Source organism: Marinobacter salexigens (assembly GCF_018860765.1).
Classification (GTDB): Bacteria; Pseudomonadota; Gammaproteobacteria; order Pseudomonadales; family Oleiphilaceae; genus Marinobacter; species Marinobacter salexigens_A.
Genome location: NZ_JAHKPV010000019.1, coordinates 119692 through 141673, shown reverse-complemented (window position 1 = coordinate 141673; position 21982 = coordinate 119692). Strand labels below are relative to the sequence as shown.

General features: G+C 52.5%; 16 protein-coding genes. 11 read left to right on the top strand and 5 right to left on the bottom strand.

Annotation, left to right across the window (positions count from 1 at the left end; translation table 11 throughout):
* The first annotated feature begins 172 nt into the window (after positions 1-172).
* Together KO508_RS11370 and KO508_RS11365 are read left to right on the top strand one after the other, a co-directional pair.
* Positions 173-1276, top strand: a complete 1104-nt coding sequence (locus KO508_RS11370) for a CaiB/BaiF CoA transferase family protein (protein WP_216008431.1) — start codon at positions 173-175, stop codon at positions 1274-1276.
* A gap of 119 nt (positions 1277-1395) precedes the next feature.
* Positions 1396-4065, top strand: coding sequence for a penicillin acylase family protein (locus KO508_RS11365; protein WP_216008430.1), 2670 nt, complete (start codon positions 1396-1398; stop codon positions 4063-4065).
* A gap of 141 nt (positions 4066-4206) precedes the next feature.
* Here the strand turns inward: KO508_RS11365 and KO508_RS11360 are convergent, their stop codons facing one another.
* On the bottom strand, positions 4207-7068 hold the full coding sequence (locus KO508_RS11360; protein WP_216008429.1) for an MECDP-synthase: 2862 nt from the start codon (positions 7066-7068) through the stop codon (positions 4207-4209).
* A 352-nt stretch (positions 7069-7420) separates the two neighbouring features.
* A complete protein-coding gene (locus KO508_RS11355; protein WP_216008428.1) occupies positions 7421-8194 on the bottom strand; it encodes an enoyl-CoA hydratase in 774 nt (257 codons plus the stop codon).
* A 177-nt stretch (positions 8195-8371) separates the two neighbouring features.
* Between KO508_RS11355 and KO508_RS11350 the strand changes: the two genes are divergently transcribed.
* Positions 8372-9886 (top strand): fumarate hydratase, encoded by a 1515-nt coding sequence (locus tag KO508_RS11350; protein ID WP_216008427.1) that lies wholly within the window; start codon positions 8372-8374, stop codon positions 9884-9886.
* 75 nt (positions 9887-9961) lie between these two features.
* Here the strand turns inward: KO508_RS11350 and KO508_RS11345 are convergent, their stop codons facing one another.
* Positions 9962-11416, bottom strand: coding sequence for a protein adenylyltransferase SelO (locus KO508_RS11345; protein WP_216008426.1), 1455 nt, complete (start codon positions 11414-11416; stop codon positions 9962-9964).
* An 84-nt stretch (positions 11417-11500) separates the two neighbouring features.
* Between KO508_RS11345 and KO508_RS11340 the strand changes: the two genes are divergently transcribed.
* The 5 genes from KO508_RS11340 to KO508_RS11320 all read left to right on the top strand — a co-directional run bounded on the left by KO508_RS11340 (position 11501) and on the right by KO508_RS11320 (position 17382).
* The gene (locus KO508_RS11340) at positions 11501-12442 is read left to right on the top strand and encodes a hypothetical protein (RefSeq protein WP_216008425.1); all 942 of its coding nucleotides are present in this window, start codon (positions 11501-11503) and stop codon (positions 12440-12442) included.
* A gap of 11 nt (positions 12443-12453) precedes the next feature.
* Positions 12454-13269 (top strand): HAD-IIB family hydrolase, encoded by an 816-nt coding sequence (locus tag KO508_RS11335; protein ID WP_216008424.1) that lies wholly within the window; start codon positions 12454-12456, stop codon positions 13267-13269.
* A gap of 20 nt (positions 13270-13289) precedes the next feature.
* Entirely contained in the window at positions 13290-14513 is a 1224-nt protein-coding gene (locus tag KO508_RS18865) for a glycosyl transferase (protein WP_252738074.1), read from the top strand.
* Positions 14510-16240 (top strand): sugar phosphorylase, encoded by a 1731-nt coding sequence (locus KO508_RS11325; RefSeq protein WP_200365670.1) that lies wholly within the window; start codon positions 14510-14512, stop codon positions 16238-16240. The genes KO508_RS18865 and KO508_RS11325 overlap by 4 nt, the downstream gene beginning before the upstream one ends.
* A 176-nt stretch (positions 16241-16416) precedes the next feature.
* On the top strand, positions 16417-17382 hold the full coding sequence (locus KO508_RS11320; RefSeq protein ID WP_252738111.1) for an NAD(P)H-quinone oxidoreductase: 966 nt from the start codon (positions 16417-16419) through the stop codon (positions 17380-17382).
* A 28-nt stretch (positions 17383-17410) separates the two neighbouring features.
* Here KO508_RS11320 and KO508_RS11315 read toward each other — a convergent pair whose 3' ends face one another.
* Together KO508_RS11315 and KO508_RS11310 are read right to left on the bottom strand one after the other, a co-directional pair.
* Positions 17411-18436 carry an NADP-dependent oxidoreductase gene (locus tag KO508_RS11315; RefSeq protein WP_216008422.1) on the bottom strand — a complete coding sequence of 342 codons (1026 nt, stop codon included), beginning with the start codon at positions 18434-18436 and terminating at the stop codon, positions 17411-17413.
* A gap of 111 nt (positions 18437-18547) precedes the next feature.
* Positions 18548-19468 (bottom strand): DUF1853 family protein, encoded by a 921-nt coding sequence (locus tag KO508_RS11310; protein ID WP_216008421.1) that lies wholly within the window; start codon positions 19466-19468, stop codon positions 18548-18550.
* 132 nt (positions 19469-19600) lie between these two features.
* Here KO508_RS11310 and KO508_RS11305 point away from each other — a divergent pair, with 132 nt between their 5' ends.
* The 3 genes from KO508_RS11305 (at position 19601) to KO508_RS11295 (ending at position 21966) form a co-directional block, all read left to right on the top strand.
* Positions 19601-20041 carry a VOC family protein gene (locus tag KO508_RS11305; RefSeq protein WP_216008420.1) on the top strand — a complete coding sequence of 147 codons (441 nt, stop codon included), beginning with the start codon at positions 19601-19603 and terminating at the stop codon, positions 20039-20041.
* A gap of 127 nt (positions 20042-20168) precedes the next feature.
* Entirely contained in the window at positions 20169-21605 is a 1437-nt protein-coding gene (locus KO508_RS11300) for a hypothetical protein (RefSeq protein WP_216008419.1), read from the top strand.
* On the top strand, positions 21592-21966 hold the full coding sequence (locus KO508_RS11295; RefSeq protein ID WP_216008418.1) for a hypothetical protein: 375 nt from the start codon (positions 21592-21594) through the stop codon (positions 21964-21966). The genes KO508_RS11300 and KO508_RS11295 overlap by 14 nt, the downstream gene beginning before the upstream one ends.
* Positions 21967-21982 lie beyond the last annotated feature (16 nt).

The window sequence follows — 21982 nt, the reverse complement described above, 5'->3', positions numbered from 1 at the left end:
TCGCCATTCGGTAAAAACGAGACCTATCATAAAACCCCCTAGCCACAATGCAACCGGACCTGCTGTAACAATTGGCTAATTGTTATGGCGCAACAGGCAGTTGGCCCCTATTGCAAAACCGTGCAGCATGGAGCGATAAAGAACAATACATCGCATAACAAAGGAGAACACTATGGCAGGTCCATTGACCTCAATGAAGATTCTGGACTTCAGCACGTTGCTGCCGGGGCCATACGCTACCATGCTTTTAGCAGACATGGGCGCAGAGGTACTGAGAGTTGAGGCGCCAGACCGAGTCGACCTAACCCGCATGATGCCGCCCCACGATGCAGGAGTAAGTACTGCCCATGGTTTTCTGAATCGTGGCAAGCAATCCCTTGCGCTTAACCTGAAAAAAGAAGGCAGCAAAGAAAAGATTCTGGAGTTGGTTGAAGACTATGACATTGTGATTGAGCAGTTCCGTCCTGGCGTTATGGATCGCTTGGGTATTGGTTACGAAACCTTGAAGACGGTTAACCCTAAGCTCATTTACTGCGCCATCACAGGTTATGGCCAGACCGGACCCTACAAAGATCGCGCCGGGCATGACATAAATTACCTCTCCCTTGCTGGAGTGAGCAGCCACTGCGGTCGTGAACAAAGTGGGCCTCCACCTATGGGCATCCAGATTGCCGACGTTGCAGGGGGCTCCCACCATGCGGTAATGGGCATTTTGGCAGCCGTGATTCATCGTCAACAGACCGGAGAGGGGCAGTTTGTAGACATCAGCATGACAGACGCGGCCTTTGCACTTAACGGCATGGCCGGTGCCGCTAATTTGGCTGGTGGTCAGGAACAGAAGCCCGAAAGTTCCATGCTCAATGGTGGTTCTTTCTATGATTTCTACAAAACTCAGGATAATCGTTGGCTCTCGGTGGGAAGTCTGGAGCCACAGTTTTCCGCGCGACTGTGCGACATTCTTGAGCTGACTGATATGAAGAGCTTTGCCATGAGCCAAAACCCCGAGCACCAAACCTCGTTTAAAGCTGCGCTCCGTGAAAAGATACAGCAGAAAACGCTGGAGCAATGGCAGACAGTTTTCGCCGATGTCGACGCATGTGTGGAGCCGGTTTTGAGTATTTCGGAGGCGGCTGAACACCCACAACTAAAAGCGCGGGATATGGTGATTGGGGTTGATCGAGGTGACGGCACAATGCAGAAGCAAATAGGGTTTCCGATTAAGTTTGAGAAAACGCCCGCGTCGACCACACGAATCGGGCGACCTATGGGCGAGTAATTAAAAGCGAAGCCGGGATTTAATCTGAATATAGGTTCAGTTTTCCCGGCCTTCTGCTAGGTTTAATAGTGTCGCCGACGACGGCGAATCCTGCAGTTAACAATTATAAGGATGACACTATGCAAACCTGGAGTAATCGGGCCACGCGATCAGCGCGCGGCGCAGCGCTAGTGCTATTAGGTAGCACTATGCTGGCAGGCTGTTTTGATGGCAGTAGCTCATCATCGGGATCAACCGAGCCTGAACTCAACACCAACTTGTTTCCCGCCGATGGAAAGCTGGAAGCAACCATAAGGAGAACCGAAGGGGGTGTTCCCCATATTAAAGCTGATAACTTGAAGTCAGCGGCATTCGGGCATGGTTATGCGCAAGCGCAGGATAATGTTTGTTTGCTGGCTGAGGCGGTTGTCAAGGCGCGTAGCGAGCGTTCCAAGTACTTTGGGCCAGGGCCAGACGCTGGATTCGGGGTAGGCTTGAATGTTGTTACCGACTTCAGCTACAAAGCGCAGAAAATTTACAGTGGTGCGCAATCAGAGTTGCCCACGCTTAGTGACGAAAGCCGGGCGCTAATCGAGGGGTTTGTTGAGGGGTATAACCGTTATATTACTGAAACAGATCCAGCGACCCTACCGGCTGAGTGCCGGAGCCAGCAATGGGTGAAAACTATTACGCCGGTTGATCTACTCGCCCATTATCGGATTGTGGGGCAATACGCGAGCGGGAACTCCTTTGCCACCGGTGTAGCCTTTCTAGCGGTGCCCCCGAACGTAAGCCCTGCGCCCAACCCGGTGACCGCTGTTGGCGCCAGCGACGCCGTTGAAAAGTTACAACAAGATGTTGTTAAGACCGCCTCAGCCTCCGCACAATCCGTTCAGGACTTTAGCGATACAGGTTTGGCAAGTAACGCTTGGGGTATCGGTAAAACTATGACCGAACAGGGGCGTGGAGCGCTGCTGGCGAACCCTCACTTCCCCTATACTGGCCACCGCCGCTTGTATGAAACGCAAATGACTGTGCCGGGTTATATTAACGTTCACGGTGCAGGGCTGCTTGGGACTGCCATTCCACTGATTAACTTCAATGAAAACCTAGCTTGGTCACATACCGTGACAACAAGTCGTCGTTTCACTTGGTATGAACTGGTTCTGAAAGACGGTGATGATCTAACCTATATTAAAGATGGTCAGGAAAAGCCGATTACCGTTGAAACCTACCAAATCGAAGTGGCTATGCCGGGTATGGCAGACCCGTTGGTGCTGGAGCGGGACTTCTACTTTTCCGAATATGGCCCCATGATCGCAGCCAATGCAATCAACCCGCAGTTGCCCGCATGGGGAGGGAATGGTGCTCTGAACTCCGGTAAGAGAATCGCGATGACCTATCGCGATGCCAATGCCAATACCGGTGGCCTGCTGGATACTTGGCTTCAGATGAGCCTTGCAAAAAACCTTACTGAGTTTCAGGACGTTTTTAAAAACTGCGGCTCAACGCTTTGGACGAACACCACCTATGCCGACGATCAGGGAAATGCGTTCTACATAGATAGCAGTTCCGTGCCGAATCTCTCGGATAAGGCAGCAGCACTCGTTAATTTAAGGCGGTTGCAGCCGTCCTATGCAGGGCTGTTTGACCAAGGTGTTACTCTGCTTGATGGCAGCAAGTCTATTGAAGATTGGGTAGAAACCGAGTGTGGTGCCCTCACAACTTATGAACAGAAGCCAAAGCTGTTGCGCACTGATTGGGTTCAGAACTCTAACAGTAGCCACTGGGCAACCAACCCAAGCGAATTCTTGACCGGGTACTCACCGCTTTATGGCGACGAGAATGCACCCATCAACGCCCGGACTCGCCTTGGGATAAAAATGCTACAGAATCCAATGGATTCCGGTTTCCCTTCAGCACCGCTCATTGCTGGCCAAGATGGTAAGTTCAGTGCTGAGGAGCTTATAGGTGTTATCTGGAATAACCGAGCATGGTACGCAGAGCAGCTTCTCCCTGAGTTACGCAATCGCTGTAATAATGTCGGCAACACCCCGGTCGATGGTCGTGATTTAACTACCTGGTGCCAGACGCTCGATAGTTGGGATGGCCTTTATAACCTTGATAGCAAAGGTGCGCATATCTTCCGGGTGTTCATGGCGAACTATCTGAGTGAGATAGACTCTGACCTGACCAAGCCGTTCAGCCCGGCAGACCCAGTAGGAACGCCTGCGCTACCCAACACTGAGAATGCTGGAACACCAGAGGACACAATGCTACAGGCTCTCTCCGCAGGGGTTGCCGCGCTGGAATCCCAAGGCATTCAGCCTGCTGATGAACTGGGTGATCTCCAATACTATCGCGCATCCGGCGGTGTAACACCTGATTCTGGCGACACACCAACCTTTCAAATGGTCGGGATTCCCTGGCATGGGGGCGACGGTAATATTGATGGCGCTTTCAATGCTATAGGCGTTGTCGGTAGTCCGGTTGCTGAGGACACGAGGCTGCCTCGAATTGCGCCCAGCACTATCCCTAACACCGCAGGGCTTTCTGATGGCAGCGATGGGGTTGATGGCTGGCTGATGTCCAGAGGGACAAGCTGGCACTTTGGGCTTGAGTTCACCGAGAACGGGCCAGAGGCCTACGGACTTGTAAGCTATTCTCAGTCATCAGACTCTATGTCGCCTTACTTCAAGGATCAGAGTCAGATGTATTCCGATAAAATGTATCGCAAGTTGCCGTTCACGGAGGATGAAATTGCGGCGAGCCTAGTTACTAATGGTGAGTCGACTATAAGTAGTCAGTAGGCAATTTATAGTGAAGAGAATGTGATAGAGTCCGACCCTATGGAAGGGGTCGATACAAAAAAACCGGCGGATGATCAGTCATCCGCCGGTTTTTTATTTTTGCGCCCCGGCCAGGCTCGGGGCTTTGGTGCTTATAGTGGCTTACTGGTTTTGGTCCAGAGCCTTGTCGATTGTCTGGCTGCTGCCAAGCGAAGCGCCAACGGCAGGGGCAGATTGCCCCGGGATGGGTTGTCCGCTAAGGGCTTGAGCCGTTTGAGTGATCATTGCACTAAATGCAACGCTTGTATCCGCCGCTCCGCCAGGGCAGTTTTCGTTAGCAACAACCGGCCCAACAAAGGTGCCATGGTTTGCGCTAGCGCATGGGTTTGTTCCATCGAAGAAACTCGCAACTGGCATTGCACTACCGGTTGGCGTAGTTGTATCGATGATGCCAAGGCCTTCAGATCCATCAACCAAAGAACTACCGCCAGCGCCCAGATCAATCAGGGCCATGAGCGGCTCGGTTCCTGCCAGCGGGGCTGAGAAAGCACTACCAAGCGTATTCACGTTTGCTTCGTTGGGTACAGTGGTATCGCCAACAACTTCCGACATCAGGATGTTGGTTGTAGAAGCACCTAGATCTTTAGCGAAGTTGACAGGGTCCGATGCATCCACTATGGACTGGAACACATAGAAGAAGCTTTCAAAGTTCGAGCTTCCCTGAGTGACGTTCGCCGCTGCCAAGCCACCAAGCAGGCTGCCGGAGAAGGCTGGCGAGTTCTCGATCAACCGCGTTACCTGTCCGCTGGTGTCATGGAGCACAACCGAGTTCAAGGATGGGAAAGCGAAGTTATTTAATGGCGCACCCGCCGACTGGTAAATGCCATTTAGTGTTTGATTCAACGTTCCGTCGTTTGCAAGTGTCGCAAATGCGGTGCCAGAAATGCCGCCCAAAGAATGGCCTACGAAATTCACTGGAACGCCAGCAAGGTCACCTTGTGTGGCGTAGTTGCCATCTATGTCAAAGGTTTGAATAGACGCTGCTACGTTCAACAGATCCACAACACCTTGGCGCAGGTTATCACGGCTATTCATCATGTTGCCTGGGTTGATAAACAGGCTGCCTGAGGAGATGTCAGCTGCACCAGCTTCAACGGGCTGCAACTGAGCGTTACTGGTATAGCCGAAGTGGCGCTCACCAATGTAGTCCGCATTGATCAAGGCGTTTAGTTGAGGTTCGAGCGGTGAACCGGCAACGCCGGGCGCCTGAAGAACCTGACCAATCGTTGCCGTCAGAGTTGCCTCGTCGAGCGTATCAAGACCCGGTACGCGGCCATTTGTTGCACCCGCCAAACCGTGCAATGGCTGGTCAATGGCAACAACGGTTTGGCAAGCGCCCTGAGCAAGCAAAATCGCGGGAAGCATTGAGACACTGCGGTCTACGGTAATGCCATGCTGGAAGATGGTCACGCCATTAGGCTTGCCAGACTCTGCATTGACGCAGGCCGCAGGCTGCGCAGCTGTTCCATCCAGTACCGGATGGAAAACAACCACAGGAACGGTGGTATTTGCTTTTTGTTGTGGGAACGGGAAGTAGCCGTTCACGTTCAGTTTTCCGTCGATGTCCCGCAGGAACGAGAAGGTTTGCTCGCCCGGTTGTAGGCTCTCGTTCAAACCTGCTTCTAGGCTTGTGCTGCCAGACCAGCTACCCGTTACAATGCCTGTGCCGTCGTCACCGGGGAGGGATTGGAAGTAGGGCAGAGTAATTGCGCCCTGAGATACTTGTACTTGCTGTGCGGCGCCTTTGATGGGGCTGGTTGCATCCAAATTGGCAATGGTCGCCAATGTGGCCGCAGATTTTGCTGGATAGAAGAACGACGGGCGTGGAACAGGAATATGCAAGGATTTTCCAACTTCGTTTGCTATTGCAGCACCAATGTTCTCCGGAGTAATACGCGGCGTAATTTGGCTCAACCGAGTAATTGACGCCAATTCAGCGGCTGTAAGCGTGCTTGGGTCAAGCTCGCCTTGCTGCAATTGGCCAGCCTTGACAGCTATTTCTCCAAGCTTCTCCGTAAGTTCTGAAAAGTTCAGAGTGGGATAGTTGTCTCTGATAACCTTCAACTGTGCCGTAAAGCCGATTTTCTGGCCTAGTGCTGTGCCGAAGGCGGCCGGTGCCATCATGGCTTTCAGAACGTTTTTGTCTGAATTTGTAGTAAACGAATAAGCGAGCGCCGAATTGGACCCTGTGTTGTTGGCTGCGAGGAATCCATTCGCCAAAGCATCTAGACTTTGAAGTAGGCTCTTCACATTGCCCAGTGCTGGGTTACCAAGAACGCCATCGGCCAGCGCAACGTCTTGAACAGAGCGGGTAATTGACTTGCCGTTGGTGTCTTGAACAGCGTCAGAAACAATGACCAGATACTTCTGGCCTTCCTCAAGCGGCTCAAGAGGCACTACGCGGATTGCGTTGTCGCTGCCGCCATCCAGACTGACTACATCGGCACGGAAATTTGGCTGTACAAGAGGTGTCTCTAGTCCTTGGCCGAACGGATCGGCAGTTACGATACTGCTTGGGTTTGTGTTGGGAAGCGCCAGTGGTGCAGAAGCAACGGCTGGACCTACGTTAAGCGGAACCAGAAAAACAGATGCATTGGCCAACACAGAAGCAGGGTTCAGTGACCCATCAAACTTCAAGCTAAATGCGCCGGAAGTGGAAAACCCAGAGAGCCGGTTTACTGCATCGTCGGCAGGGGTAGAGCCAGTTGACAGACCAGTGAAATCATAATTGGCGCTCTGGGTTGCACCCAGCAGCAGGATCAGGTCTGAGTTAATCGGGAAGGCAGCATTTTCCCCAGCCAACGGGTTAGGGTGATAAATTGGCCTTACAAGGCTGCGATCAATGGTTGTATCGTCAACTTTATAATCCGGGTTTGCATTCGCCCCCTCGTCAGCGCCGCTAAAGCAGCCTGTTAGCCCAAGGGAAGACGCCACGGCAAGACTTATTAGAGTTTTCTTGAACATGGGTGGAACCTTTTCCTGTTGTTGTATCGTTATGTTCGGCAACTAACGGGGCCGGTCTGATGCGGTAAACCCGGTGTCAGTGGCCTGTTCTGCTTAAACGGTTGTCTGAAATTGTAGCCAGCGCTTCAAGCCAATTTCTGTATTTATGACTATAGCGACACTAAAGCCAGTGTTGATCAGCCAAAAGTGTGATTCTTGCTATTTGGGCCCTCCTCGCACGAAAGGGGAGCTTGGCTTTAATGAAAAATAGTTGGCTGAGAGGCGTTTGTCGAGCCCAAGCCAACGATATGCCGGGGTTTTTACAAAATGTATCAAACGCCCGCCAGACTATGTGTTCCGGCGGGCGAGTAGGTTATTTGAAACGTGAGAAATCGGGTTTGCGCTTTTGCATAAAGGCGCTGAAGGCTTCGGCCGCTTCCGGCGATTTCAGGCGCTCTGCAAATAGCTCGCCCTCGGCCATCATAGTGGTGGTAAGTGCTTCTTGAGTTGGGCTGCCTAATAACTTTTTGGTTGCGCGTATAGCGGCTGGTGGCTGGCTGGCGAGTTTCTGGCAGGCTTCCTGAGCGACTTTGTCTGTCTCGGCTGGTTCACATATTCGATTTATTAAGCCCATACGATGCGCATCCTCTGCACTGAAAGCACCGCCCAGCATCAACAGCTCTGCGGCACGCACCCGGCCTAACCAAGTGGGCAACAGTAGGCTGGAGCCGCCTTCCGGGCACAGCCCCAGACTGGCAAAGGGCATCTGGAAGCGGGCATTGGTACCTGCAAACACCATATCGCAGTGCAGCAGCATAGTAGTGCCAATTCCCACCGCTGGCCCATTTACCGAAACCACTACCGGCTTCGTAGCCTTGGCCAGAAGAAACAGGAAGCGGCCCACGGGCGTTTCTGTGAAGGCGCCTTGCAAACCGCTGGCAAAGTCGCCCAAGTCGTTTCCAGCAGTAAAACAGTCTTCGTTGCCGGTAAATAATACGCAACGAATACCAGCATCTGCTTCGGCCTGCTCAAGCGCATCGCCAAGCGCGGTATACATGGCGTGAGTAAGGGCATTTTTGCGTTCTGGGCGTTTAATGCGAACGGTAAGAATCTGGTTGCTGAGCTCGGTTTGGATGAAATCTGTCACGGTCTCTCCTAAATAAGTGTTTTTTGTCATTTGGTTAGGATGATACCTTTTTTCCGGCGATTGTTAAGAAAACCTTCGCCTTCTGTCCAGTGCCTAGTGCGCACGAATTTCTGGTAAACTGTGCCACCTGTTTTTTTGACGTATTTACTATAACGAGACCAACCTGATGAGGCGCCTATGACCACTGTAATCCGCCAGGATGACCTGATTGAAAGCGTAGCGGACGCGCTGCAGTTCATTTCTTACTATCACCCTAAAGATTTCATTGACGGTGTTTACGAGGCTTACCAGAAGGAAGAGTCCCAGGCGGCCAAGGATGCCATGGCGCAAATCCTGATCAACTCCCGCATGTGCGCCCAGGGCCACCGCCCGCTGTGTCAGGACACCGGTATTGTGACCGTGTTCGTTAACATTGGTATGAATGTTCAGTGGGACTGCGAGATGGCGCTGGACGATGTCATCAACGAGGGCGTACGGCGTGCCTATGCCAACCCGGATAACGTACTGAGGGCTTCAATTCTTGCCGACCCTGATGGCAAGCGCCAGAACACAGGTGATAATACGCCAGCGATTATTCACTACAAAATGGTGCCGGGTGATACGGTTGAAGTTCATGTGGCGGCTAAAGGTGGCGGCTCTGAAGCCAAATCCAAATTTGCCATGCTGAATCCATCCGATTCCGTTGTGGACTGGGTTTTGAAAATGGTGCCGCAAATGGGAGCGGGCTGGTGCCCGCCCGGTATGCTGGGTATTGGTATCGGCGGTACGGCTGAAAAGGCTATGCAGTTGGCAAAAGAATCGCTGCTCGATCCTATCGATATCCACGATCTTCAGGCGCGCGGTGCATCCAACCGTGCCGAAGAGCTGCGCCTTGAGCTATTCGACAAAGTGAATGATCTGGGTATTGGTGCTCAGGGTCTTGGTGGCCTGACAACCGTGCTGGATGTAAAGGTAAAAGACTATCCTACCCACGCAGCGAACAAGCCTGTAGCGATTATTCCTAACTGTGCCGCTACCCGTCACGCACACTTTACGCTTGATGGCAGTGGTCCTGCTCTGCAAACCCCGCCGAGCCTAGAAGACTGGCCAGAAATCACTTGGGAAGTAGGCGAGGGCGTGCGTCGGGTTAATCTGAATACCGTCACGCCGGAAGAAGTAAAAGAGTGGCAGCCAGGTGAGACCGTTCTGTTGTCTGGCAAGATGCTGACCGGCCGCGACGCAGCGCACAAAAAGATGGTTGATATGATCAATAACGGCGAAGAGCTGCCGGTAGATCTGAAAGGCCGTTTCATCTATTACGTTGGCCCGGTTGATCCTGTACGTGAAGAAGTGGTCGGCCCCGCTGGTCCAACCACTGCGACCCGTATGGACAAGTTTACTCACACAATGCTTGAGAAAACCGGCCTCACCGGCATGATTGGTAAAGCCGAGCGTGGTCAGGTGGCCATAGATGCAATTAAGGAATTTGGTGCCGTGTATCTCATGGCTGTGGGTGGTTCAGCCTACTTGGTCTCCAAAGCCATCAAGCACGCGGAAGTGGTTGCTTTCCCTGAGCTGGGTATGGAAGCCATTTACGAGTTTGATGTGGAAGACATGCCGGTAACCGTTGCGGTGGACTCCAAAGGCACGTCTGTACACCAAACAGGCCCGGTGGAGTGGCAAGAGAAGATTATCGCTGCGAAGGCAGTTTGAAACTAGCTAGTCTTTAACTCCGAGGGTCGGGTTTCTAAATCTGGCCCTCGGTTTTCTTTTCCTGTTTCCCTAAAGTTAACTTGAACAGCTAATGTTCAAATGCTTGCCCCAATCTGGCGGTAGCTCTGCATATTTTTCAAAGGCCGGTTGCTCGTCGAAGGGCTTCTCCAGAACCTTTATCAACTCCTTCATAGGCTCAAAGTCGCCGTTCTGTGCTTCCAGAATTACTTTCTGCGCCAGATAGTTCCTCAGAATGTATTTGGGATTTACCCTGCGCATTTCGTATTCCCTTTCATCCCGGGCGCGGGTTTCTTTTGTCAGCCGTTCCTCGTAACGCGCAAGCCATTCATCTACCACTTGTCGGTCTACGAATAGATCCCTCAGGGGCGCATGGCCGTGGTCATAAAGGTTGGACAGTGCGCGGAAGAAAGCCGTGTAGTCGGTGCGGTGCTCGTTGAGCATGCTGAAGGTGTCCGTAACCAGCCCGAGATCGCCTTCGTCTTCTTGGACTAGGCCAAGCTTGTCCCGCATGTTCTGTAAAAAACGCCCGTTGTAGGCGGTTTCGTAGCGCTGTAAACCTTTTCGAATGGTGTTGTCATTCATTACTGGCAGCAACGCATTGGCAAGGTACTGACAATTTGCAAAGCCTACCTGAGGCTGGCGGTTGTAGGCGTACCTGCCACCCTGATCGGTATGGTTGCAGATGTAACCGGCGTCAAAATCATCCAGAAAGGCGAAAGGTCCATAATCAAAAGTGTCACCAATGATAGACATGTTGTCGCTGTTCATCACGCCATGGCAAAAGCCCACGGCTTGCCAGTCGGCAATAAGGCGGGCTGTGCGCTCAACGACTTCTTCAAACCAGCGCGCATGGCGCTCTTCCTCAGCTAGCAGGATCAGGTGTGGGAAGTGAAGTGATATAACGTGTTCTAGCAGGGTTTTAACGGTTTCCGGTCCTTCGTGGTGCGCCGCAAACTCGAAGTGGCCAAAGCGGATATGGGTTTGCGCTACACGCACCAGTGCGGCAGCGGTTTCAATAGACTCCCTTCGAATCGGATCCCGGGCACTGACCATAAACAAAGCACGGGTGGTTGGAATGCCCAGACCCTGCATGGCTTCGCTGCACAGGTATTCGCGGATAGTGGAACGTAGAACCGCTCGGCCGTCACCAAAACGGGAGTAGGGCGTTGTCCCCGCGCCCTTCAGGTGCCAGTCCCAGCGGCGGCCATCAGGGCCTATGGTTTCCCATAAGAGCAGGCCTCGGCCATCACCCAGTTCCGGGTTGTACATGCCAAATTGGTGGCCGGTGTATTTCATGGCCACCGGGTCCATGCCCTCCAGCAGTTCCGTGCCCCCGCCTATTCCAGCCCAATCGGCTTCATTGGTGACATGAAAACCTAGTTCCTGAGCTAGCTTGTGGTTGAAGCAGGCCATTCTTGCATCTTTAAGCGGAGTGGGCTGCACTCGGGTGTAGAAGCTGTCCGGGAGCTCCAGGTAGCGGTGTTCTACACGGAAATCGTTGCTACTCATAAAAGCCTATACTCCCATATGGTACGAATTCTGCTGATCTATTGAATAGTTGATTAACTGATCCATCAAAGACGGGAACCTAACGTGTCTGACAGTGAGCTTAGAGCAATTATTGATGCCCTGATTGAGAAAGAAGGGCTTCCTCAAAATTACGCGACTACAGTAGAACAGACCATCCTGCCTCTGATAGAGCACATTGTCTCGTTAAGGAACGCGAAGAACAGAACCATTGTTTTGGGAATTCATGGTGCTCAGGGCACCGGGAAGTCCACTTTGGCGTTGTTTTTGACCAGACTGCTTTATGATCACTATCAATGCCCGACAGTGAGCATTTCACTGGATGATCTGTACCTTACCAGAGCTGAGCGGGGGGCACTGGCTGAACGCGTACACCCTCTGTTTATGACCCGGGGTGTGCCGGGAACGCACGATCTGGAACTTGGCGAGCAGGTTATTGATAAGCTTCGAATGGCCGGCCCTTGCGATCGCACCCGTATTCCGGCTTTCGACAAATCCCGCGACGACCGTGTTCCTCCGAACGAATGGCCTGTTTTTGAAGGCAGGGCAGAAGTTGTTCTTGTTGAAGGCTGGTGCCTAGGGGCTTTACCTGAAGATGATAAGGCACTGGCTGCACCTCTCAACACACTGGAGGCAGCGGAAGATCCCTTGGGCATTTGGCGAAGGTATGTAAATGAGTGTCTCAAGGGTGAGTATCAGGCGTTTTTTAATGAGTTGGATAGCCTGATTATGCTTAAAGCGCCTTCGATGTCCCGGGTGCTGGAATGGCGCACATTGCAAGAGCATAAGTTGGCAGAGAAAACGGCGCGCGCACCAAATGAGGGCGCACCAGCGCAAGCTGTTCAGGAATTGCGCATCATGAGCGATCAGGAGGTAGCCCGCTTCATTATGCACTATGAGCGGGTAACCCGGTCTTGCCTTAGGGAACTGCCAGATCGTGCGGATGTGTTGATTGAGGTGTCCGATGATCATTCCCTGAGCCGCCCCATTTTTCGGACTCAATCCTGAAGGAGTTTCCCATGCCCAAGTCACGCTTGGTCATATTTTCAGATCTGGATGGAACCTTGCTCAACCATGAAAACTATCGTTGGCAGCAGGCGGCGCCTGCGCTAGAGCGGGTTGCGGAGGCCGGTATTCCGCTGATCCTGAACTCAAGCAAAACTGCTGCGGAAATCCGGGTGCTGCGTCAGCAACTTGGAAACACCGATCCTTTCATCGTCGAAAACAGTGCAGCCGTGGTTATTCCTCCGGACATATTCGGGAGTGATAGTGAGCAGGTAGTGCATTTTGGGGCGTCCCGGTCAGAGGTTCTTAAAGTGCTCTCTGCACAAAGGGACAGCGGCGCACGCTTTCGAGGCTTTGCTGATATGGAGGATGACGAACTGGCCCAGCTCACGGGGCTAGATTCAGCTTCGTCTGCCCGCGCCCGGGAGCGTCTGGGAACCGAGCCATTGGTTTGGCAGGGGAGCGAAGAAGAACGGATACGTTTTGAAGCCGCGCTGGGTACTGAAAACCTGCGCCTGGTTAAAGGTGGTCGGTTTTACCACGCAATGGGAATCTTTGATAAAGCCGATGGGGCCCGCTTTTTGCTAAACAAATATAGAGAACTATACCTGGAGCGCTATGGCTACCAGCGAGTGACGGCTATTGCGCTGGGGGACAGCCCCAACGACCAGCAAATGCTGGAGGAAGCAGATATTCCGGTCGTCATCCGCGGGGTTAACAGCAAAGAGGTGCAGCTGCCCTCGGAAAAACACGCCATGCGCTCTCTCAAACCCGGCCCGGCGGGATGGAATGAGTGTGTACTCAATCTCCTGTTTGAGTACGGATACTAGTACTGCAAAGGAGAATCGCCATGGGCGACTTTTACCAGAATGGCATTGTAACCACGCTGCATAACCTTGTTCGCCGGCCAGTGGCGGATCTGGAAGCTGAGTTGATGACCTTTCGCAAGACCCGGCCCATGTCACTTGTGCTGCCGTCTCTTTATTCCGAACTTGAAGGGCCAGCGTTAAAGCACATTGTGCAGGAACTTGCGAAGGTGCCTTATCTGGACGAGATCATTATCGGTCTGGACCGGGCTAACGAAGAGCAATATCGCCATGCGCTTGAATATTTCTCTGGGCTCCCACAAAACTTCAAGGTGCTCTGGAACGATGGCCCACGCCTCCGTGCCATTGATCTGAAGCTTCGGGAGCAGGGGCTGGCTCCCACGGAAATGGGTAAAGGCCGCAACGTCTGGTACTGCTTCGGTTATGTCCTGGCTTCTGGTGTGAGTGAATCCGTCGCACTGCACGATTGTGACATTCTTACCTATTCGCGGGAGCTGGTGGCACGACTGATTTATCCTGTGGCCAATCCGAGCTTCAATTATATGTTCTGTAAGGGTTACTACGCCCGGGTGGCAGATGGGAAGATGAACGGGCGTGTCAGTCGCCTGCTGGTGACTCCTTTGATTCGTGCCATGAAAAAGGTGTGTGGCCCGAGCGATTTTCTGGATTATCTCGACAGTTACCGATATCCCCTTGCCGGAGAGTTCTCCTTCCGCACAGATGTGATTAATGATCTTCGAATCCCCAGTGACTGGGGATTGGAGATTGGCGTGTTGTCGGAAATGAAGCGGAACTATGCCACCAACAGGCTCTGCCAAGTAGATATTGCCGATGTCTACGACCATAAACACCAAGACCTCTCACCGGAGGATGCCAGCCAGGGTTTGTCCAAGATGAGTGTGGATATTTCCAAGGCGCTGTTCAGAAAACTGGCAACGAATGGTGAGATATTCTCGAGCGAGAAGTTCCGGACCATCAAGGCCACCTATTTCCGCATCGCTCTGGATTTTGTGGAGACCTATCAGAACGATGCAATTATCAACGGCCTTGGGTTTGATCGGCATAAGGAAGAGAAAGCCGTTGAACTGTTCGCCCAGAATGTGATGAGCGCAGGTGCTTACTTTCTGGAGAACCCCATGGATACGCCATTCATTCCAAGCTGGAACCGGGTCACCAGTGCTATTCCGGATATCAAGGAGCAATTGCTCGAGGCCGTGGACCTGGATAATAAGGACTATCGGCCATGAGTCAGGTTCTGAGCGCCAAGCTGGTTAGTATGCTCGAAACTGTTTATCCGGCGCTGGATTGTGATTTCCTCGCCAGTGAGCTTCTGACCACGATGGGCCTGAGTCCGGACCAGCCTCCGCCAGCAGCTCATCAGAACCATTGGACGGAATCGGATATCGTTCTGATCACCTATGCGGACACCGTTCAGCGAGACGATGAAAAGCCCTTGGTCACACTGCGTCAGTTTCTGAATCGATGTCTTTCTGACAGTATTTCCGCCGTACATATTTTGCCTTTCTTTCCCTACAGCTCCGATGATGGTTTCTCGGTGATGGATTACCTTGCCGTCAATGAGTCCCACGGAAACTGGGAAGACGTCGAAGCCATCGCGCAGGACTTCAAGCTCATGGCGGATCTGGTGATCAACCATATGTCAGCCCGTAGCCGATGGTTTGAGAATTTTAAGAGGCGGATTGACCCTGGCAAGGACTATTTTTTTGAGGGAAACCCTAAGGATGATTTGAGCGCTGTTGTCAGGCCACGCACGTCGCCATTGCTCACGTCAGTTCATACGGAGGACGGCGAGCGTTATGTTTGGTGTACCTTCAGTGAAGATCAGGTTGATCTTAATTTTGCCAACCCTCAGGTATTGATTGAGTTTGCCGCCATTGTTCGTTACTACCTCGAACGAGGCGTCATTATCTTCCGGCTCGACGCTGTGGCTTTCCTATGGAAAGAGCCTGGAACCCCGAGTATCCATCTTCAGCAGACCCACGAATTGATCAAGATTTTGCGCTTGTTGATAGAGCACCACAGCCCGGACGCCGTGGTGATCACGGAAACCAATGTGCCGAACCGCGAGAATCTCACGTATTTTGGTAATGCCAACGAAGCCCATGTTATCTACAACTTTTCGTTGCCGCCGCTACTGATTAATACGCTGGTGACAGGTGACTGCAAGCACCTCAAAACCTGGCTCATGAGTATGCCGCCGGCACAGATGGGAACCACCTATCTGAACTTTATTGCATCCCATGATGGTGTGGGAATGCGCCCCACGGACGGGTTGTTGTCTGAAGAGGAAAAGCAGCGACTGCTCAAAACCATGGAGTCATTCGGCGGTAAAGTATCCTTCAGGCGCACACCTGATGGCCGGGACCAGCCTTATGAAATCAATATTGCCCTCTATGATGCATTGAAGGGCACCTCCGGGAACGGTGTTGACCACTGGCAGTTGCAGAGGTTTATTTGTGCGCACACGGTCATGCTCGCGTTGGAGGGTATACCCGCTTTTTACATACACAGCTTGCTGGCGAAGGAAAACGATACCGAGCGAATGGAGCATACCGGTCGCCTGCGCTCCATCAATAGGAGTCAGTGGCAGCTTGCGGATCTGGAACAGGAACTCGACAACCCGCTGAGTCATCACAGTAAAGCCTATCAGGAGCTGAAGCGTCTGATTGCGATTCGCCGAAAGCAGCCGGCTTTCCATCCAAATGCAACCCAGTTTACCTTGCATCTGGGGCTCAAGTTGTTCGGATTCTGGCGCCAAAGCATGCGGCGGGAACAGTCCGTTTTCTGCATTCATAATATCAGTGACGAACTGCAGCAGGTGGCGTTGAGTGATATCAATCTGATTGGGACCGATCATTGGATTGATCTGATTGCGGGTACCGCAATCAGTGACCTTTCGGGTTGCATTACCTTGAAGCCTTATCAAAGCGTATGGTTGTCCAATCGGGATTAAAACAAAATGCCCTGATTTCTAAAATGCTTGCCTCATCCTCCCTGGCACTCAAGAAATAGACCCTCTCTTTTCCCGAGGCGCAGAGGTAAGCGAATTATGAAAGCATACTCATTACAACCGTGAAGACAGTTGGGGTATCCTGACCGGATATTCAGAGTGCTGAGATTAAAGACATGATGAAAGCAATCAAGGTAACCGATGGCGCCCTTGTATGGGAAGACTGCGCAAGCTTTGAAGAGTTAGCAGCGGATCACGTGGCAATCGATGTTGTCTGGAGTGCCGTTAACCGTGCGGATCTGTCGCAACGTGCCGGTGTTTACCCTCCGCCTCCGGGTGCCTCTGAAATTTTGGGGCTAGAGGTGAGCGGTCGTATTTCTGCCGTTGGCGAGGCCGTGACCGGCTTTGCGCCGGGCGACGAAGTGTGCGCCTTGCTCACCGGTGGTGGTTACGCAACTCAGGTAGTGGCTCCTGCTGCACAGGTATTGCCTATTCCCAAAGGGTTCTCATTGAAAAAAGCAGCGGCACTTCCTGAGGTGTATGCCACGGCCTGGCTTAATCTGTACCAGGAAGCCGACCTGAGGCCTGGTGAGAGGGTTTTGTTGCATGCTGCCGGTAGTGGTCTAGGCACCGCAGTTATCCAGATTGCTACGGCTTTTGGTAATCCGGTATTCGCGACCGCGGGAGATGACGAAAAGCTGGAAGTTTGCCGTAAACTGGGTGCAACCGGCACCTGGAACCGCAAAAATGGCTCATTTGTCGACGCGGTGAAGAGTTGGGGGGGTGTGGACATGGCGCTAGACCCGGTTGGTGGCAGTTATATCAAGGATGACCAAAAGGTTCTTAGTGCCGATGGCCGGATTGTTTTGATCGGCCTTCTGGGGGGGCGTTTTGCGGAGGTCGACTTGGGCTTGATGTTGGTTAAGCGCCACAAGTTAATTGGTTCTACACTGCGCTCTCGGTCAGTAGCAGACAAGGAGCGAGTGATGCAGGACTTATACCGTCACGTTTGGCCGCTTCTAGTAGCCGGGCAAATTGAGCCTGTCATCGACAGTGTATGGCCCATCGAGCAGGCTGAGGAGGCTATGGCACACGTGGCGGCGAACAAAAATACCGGAAAGGTACTCCTCCAGATAGGGGAGTAGTCTTCCCGGTGTTCTAAGGCAGTTTAATTTAGTCGGCGATGTGCACCAGTTGCTTGCCGAAGTTTTTGCCCTTCAGCATTCCCTTGAAGGCCTCAACTGCATTTTCGAGGCCTTCAGCAACGGTTTCCCTGTACTTGATTTCGCCGGACGCAATACGGCTTGTAAGGATATCGGTTATTTCCTGATGCTTGTCCTGCCACTCGGTTACCAGAAAGAAGCGGTGCTCAGGTACCGGGTCCAGACGCTTGAGAATATCAAACGGCGTCTCTACTTTGTCTGTGTTCTTGGCATTGTAAGCTGAGACATAACCGCAAATCGGCACTCTTGCTCCTGCATTTAACAGCGGCGCAACGGCTCTGGTTACATCGCCACCCACGTTTTCGTAGTAGATGTCGATGCCGTCTGGGCAGGCAGCTTTCAAATCGGCTTCCAAATTACCGGCTTTGTAGTCTACGCAAACGTCAAAACCAAGCTCGTCAACAACATAGTTGCACTTCTCCGGACCACCGGCAACACCGACAACGCGGCAACCGTTCGTTTTTGCAGTTTGGCCAACCACTGTGCCCACAGGGCCTGATGCGGCGGAAACCACGACGGTCTCTCCCGCTTTAGGCTTGCCTACATAGGTTAAACCGCAGTAACCGGTGCGGCCAGGCATACCGGCAACACCAAGGTATGTTTGCAGCGGAACGCCTTCTTTTTGATGGATTTTGTAAACCATTGGGGCGTCCGCTGGAAAGGTTACATACTCCTGCCAGCCGGAGTAACAGGTAACTAAATCGCCGACTTGTAATTTGTCTGAACGAGACTCGACAATCCTCGCTACACTCTCGCCTACGATGGGGTCGTCGATCCCGATAGGGTCCATGTACCCTTTAGCATCGTTCATGCGTGGGCGCATGTATGGATCTAATGACAACCAAAGAACTTGTGCAACAACTTCACCCTCTTCGGGTTTGCGCACTGGGCGATCTTCCATAACGAGATCACCGTCTTGGATTTCCCCGTTGGGGCGTTTTTTCAGTACGATGGCATGATTTTGATACTGACTCATAGTATTCCTCCCTATCTGTAGTGAGGCCTTTCGGAGCCGGGTTGCTCCTTGGGTTGCGTAACGAAACCAGATTAGCCTGCAGCAGAATAGCTTTGGGGTCAACCGCCCGACTTATTGGGATGCTGACCGATTTGCTCCCGGCCAAACTCCCGGCACTACAAAAACTCGATCTATTTCCAACCAGTTTCCTGTTCCCGGGTCTTTTTGCATCATGGCGAACAGTTGAGGCACGGCTCTATGCTCCACGCGTTCCAGTGCTTCCAGAGTGTACGTAGTATTAGGCGGATCACTCTGATACCAGTTACCAATCCAGTGTGGTTTGCTGAGAACAACCCAGTGCGACGTGTCTAGAGCTTTGGCGTCGGTAATATACATCCAACTCCCGCGCAGGTGATTATCGGGAACATAAGTGGGCGTTTGCACCTGTTCGTTGGTGGGATAGAACAGGTATCCCGGCATGAATACTCGCGGGGTCAGCGGGCCGGTTATGTCGAATTCAGAGAGGAGTGCGAGGGTTTCAGGCAGCTGTGTGCGTCGGCTTTGATGCTCAAGCAGGTTGGTTGTTTTTATATCCAGCCTGTCCCGCGCATTAGGGCCGTGCCAGAAGGTAGGGCCGCCTGAGGTCGGTACACCAAGATAAAACTTGATGGCGATTTCGTGGTGCTCGACCCTGTCGTCTTTTAGATTGTGCGCTACAAAGTCGAGCTCTCCGATGGTGCGTCCGTTTGATTGGATTTGCTGGTTTTTTAGTAGGATGGGCCAACCTAGCAAGTCGTTTAACAAAACTTGATACAGCCGCTCAAAATAAAAACCCAACCTCCGCTGCGGTGGTTCGCTCAGCAGGAGCGGTGCCGTTTCAGGTTTCTGGTCCCAGCGTTTGAGTAAATCGGGGTAGTTTGGGGGCAAATAGTGCGCTGGATCGAATGTGATCGGCGAGCGCAGCAGTTGCGGTGTTTGGCATAACCAAGCGAGATGTCGTATCGCTGGTGTACGGTAAGAATTGATCAGCTTGGCGGCTAGGTTTGCATTCATCCACCCAGAATACCGTAAACTATCGGTCAATAAAGGTGTGAGGTTTGAAAGGGCTGCAAGCTTAATCGAAAGGCCCGCAGGCCTAATCGCAACAAGTTACCGCATAAAACGGCCGATTACAGAGAGAGCAGCATGCAATACCTACATACGATGATTCGCGTTAGTAATCTCGAACAAACTTTGCACTTCTTTTGCGACCTGTTGGGCATGGTTGAGATTGACCGTAAAAGCAGCGAAAAAGGCCGATTTACTCTAGTATTTCTGGCGGCACCGCAAGATGAGGCGCAAGCTCGTGAAAACAGGGCTCCCATGCTGGAGTTAACCTATAACTGGGACCCGGAAGCGTACGAAGGTGGGCGTAATTTTGGTCATTTGGCATACCGGGTGGGCGATATCTACGCGCTTTGCGAGTCATTACAGGCGAACGGCGTTACCATCAACCGCCCACCGAGAGATGGGCGCATGGCGTTTATCCGCACCCCGGATAATATATCTATAGAGTTACTGCAGAGCGGTGAGCCACTGGCGCCTAGGGAACCTTGGGCAAGCATGGAGAATACGGGCACCTGGTAAGCTTAATAGGCTTACGGGAATTGCAGATGTAAGAAAACGTCCATAGAATCATTGGATCACTTTTACTTAGCTTGTTGGTATCACGCTCAAAGCATCAGGACGATGCGCTAAAACAGGGAGATGTTTCATGGAAGACTGGCAAGGATGCTTGGCCCCTCAATGTCAGACTGCATTGCTGAATGCCCGTGAAGATGTTGATCGTCGCGGCGGCGCAGTAATTACGGTCGAAGATTTTCTGCTTGCATTGTTGAACACCAGCCCTCCTATAAGCCGCTTTTTGCGTGGATCCGGTGTCGATATGGATGAGCTTATCCGCACCGTTCAGTGTGAACAGCCGATTGTGACCGAAGTGGGCGGTGAAGGCCTGCTTTCTTCTCAGCTGATCTACTGGTTGGCGACTGCACGAGAAACTTATGGGACGCCTGCTTGGCTCGATTGGCCGCAACTCCTAGAGGTGCTTGCACGATACGCAGAGCGCCTGCAGGAAAAGGCGTATGTTTCGGTTCTTGAGTTGGTTTCACGGTGGCCGACCTCAAGTGACCAGATGGATAGCAATCACTTAAATAGTGATCAACTAAATAGTGACGGAAGCCTCGCAAACTCAGGAATTAATGAGGAAACGGCCCCGGTTGTTATTACCGATACGGACTGGATTGAACTGGCGGAAGACGTTGCTATCACTCTGGCCGCAACACCAAATGCGCTAGTTTGGGTAAGGGGAGAGCGTGGCGCGGGTAAATCTGCTTGGCTGCGTTCTCTGTTATCATCGTTCGCGCAACCCTATGTTGAAATGGACCTGCGCCGCGAAGCGGAATTAATGGCTAGCGAACTCGCCGTTATTCCGGTCTCTGGCAAAAGGCTCTGGCCAGTATTGGTGCTAGATAATGTGACTCCGGCCGACTTACTCATGTTGATGGCTAGCCCCTCGGGCCTTGCTTCTGAGCTTGTCCAGCGGTGGCAGGGGCCCGTGATGCTATTGGGGCCGGATGTGCAGGCTGTAAGTGCTGAAAGCTGCCGTACATTGGAGCAACAGCTTGGGCGGGCGCTGGAGGTGTATAATGCGCCGCTTTCCAGTGAGATGCAGCGCAAGGCTATCTTGGTCGCTCATCAGGCAGCTATAGAGCGCCGATGGAACATTCATTTGCCGCAACCGGTGATTCAATTTGCAGCCTCCCGGCGCAGCCGGTGTGTTTCTACTCCGGGCGGAATGCTCCAGTGGGTAGAGCGAGCTGCAGCGCGGCTTGAGCTATTTGCCCGGCGCGGGCCCGTGAAGTCGGTAGCGCTTTCCGGGCAAGAGGATACACTCCGGCGCCAGAGTCTTGTTGCCATGGCGCGGCAAGAACCACTGGATGAAATAGCTCAGTCGCTTGAAGAAGTACAGTTGTTGCGTGTCGCTGCCGAAGTTGACTGGTACGAACGGCAGGCAGCAGGCACATTGCGCAAGCTTACGGTGGACGATTTACGGTATGAACTGGAACGCTGGCTTGCAGCGCGGCCCGGGCCGGTTCACTATGTGCGGCATTGTGATCACCAGCATGGAGAATCTGCGAGTGCAGGATCTTGAAATTTACATTCGTGACTTGAAAGCAGGCGCCGTTGTCCGTTGGCTTGAAAGCCACATAAAGCAGTTGGTGCTTGATGACAGTGATGTCGCATCCGTTGCCAAAGGCTCAGCGTATTTTGGCGAAGAGCGGCTTAAAATCACCTTGTATCCACAGGCTTTTGGTAAGCGATTTACCTCGTTGATTATTGAAGGTGAGAAGTTACCTTGGAGTAGCGATCTGGATTGTGCACGCAGTGCATGGCGAGCGATGGAGACCGAAGTCCGTTGCAGCCCGGGGGAGTGGCAAGAGGGTGAGGCGGTGGAAAATGAAAAATGGTGGCGGTTGGACGTTCGGGGAGAGCAGCTTGTTGTTTGGAATTGACTAGCTGTGTGCCGTC

What these genes read in the sequence shown, in the direction of transcription:
- KO508_RS11370 (WP_216008431.1), top strand. Translation starts at nt 173, where the DNA reads ATGGCAGGTCCATTGACCTCAATGAAGATTCTGGACTTCAGCACGTTG.
- KO508_RS11365 (WP_216008430.1), top strand. Translation starts at nt 1,396, where the DNA reads ATGCAAACCTGGAGTAATCGGGCCACGCGATCAGCGCGCGGCGCAGCG.
- KO508_RS11360 (WP_216008429.1), bottom strand. Translation starts at nt 7,068, where the DNA reads ATGTTCAAGAAAACTCTAATAAGTCTTGCCGTGGCGTCTTCCCTTGGG.
- KO508_RS11350 (WP_216008427.1), top strand. Translation starts at nt 8,372, where the DNA reads ATGACCACTGTAATCCGCCAGGATGACCTGATTGAAAGCGTAGCGGAC.
- KO508_RS11345 (WP_216008426.1), bottom strand. Translation starts at nt 11,416, where the DNA reads ATGAGTAGCAACGATTTCCGTGTAGAACACCGCTACCTGGAGCTCCCG.
- KO508_RS11335 (WP_216008424.1), top strand. Translation starts at nt 12,454, where the DNA reads ATGCCCAAGTCACGCTTGGTCATATTTTCAGATCTGGATGGAACCTTG.
- KO508_RS18865 (WP_252738074.1), top strand. Translation starts at nt 13,290, where the DNA reads ATGGGCGACTTTTACCAGAATGGCATTGTAACCACGCTGCATAACCTT.
- KO508_RS11325 (WP_200365670.1), top strand. Translation starts at nt 14,510, where the DNA reads ATGAGTCAGGTTCTGAGCGCCAAGCTGGTTAGTATGCTCGAAACTGTT.
- KO508_RS11320 (WP_252738111.1), top strand. Translation starts at nt 16,417, where the DNA reads ATGAAAGCAATCAAGGTAACCGATGGCGCCCTTGTATGGGAAGACTGC.
- KO508_RS11315 (WP_216008422.1), bottom strand. Translation starts at nt 18,436, where the DNA reads ATGAGTCAGTATCAAAATCATGCCATCGTACTGAAAAAACGCCCCAAC.
- KO508_RS11310 (WP_216008421.1), bottom strand. Translation starts at nt 19,468, where the DNA reads ATGAATGCAAACCTAGCCGCCAAGCTGATCAATTCTTACCGTACACCA.
- KO508_RS11305 (WP_216008420.1), top strand. Translation starts at nt 19,601, where the DNA reads ATGCAATACCTACATACGATGATTCGCGTTAGTAATCTCGAACAAACT.
- KO508_RS11300 (WP_216008419.1), top strand. Translation starts at nt 20,169, where the DNA reads ATGGAAGACTGGCAAGGATGCTTGGCCCCTCAATGTCAGACTGCATTG.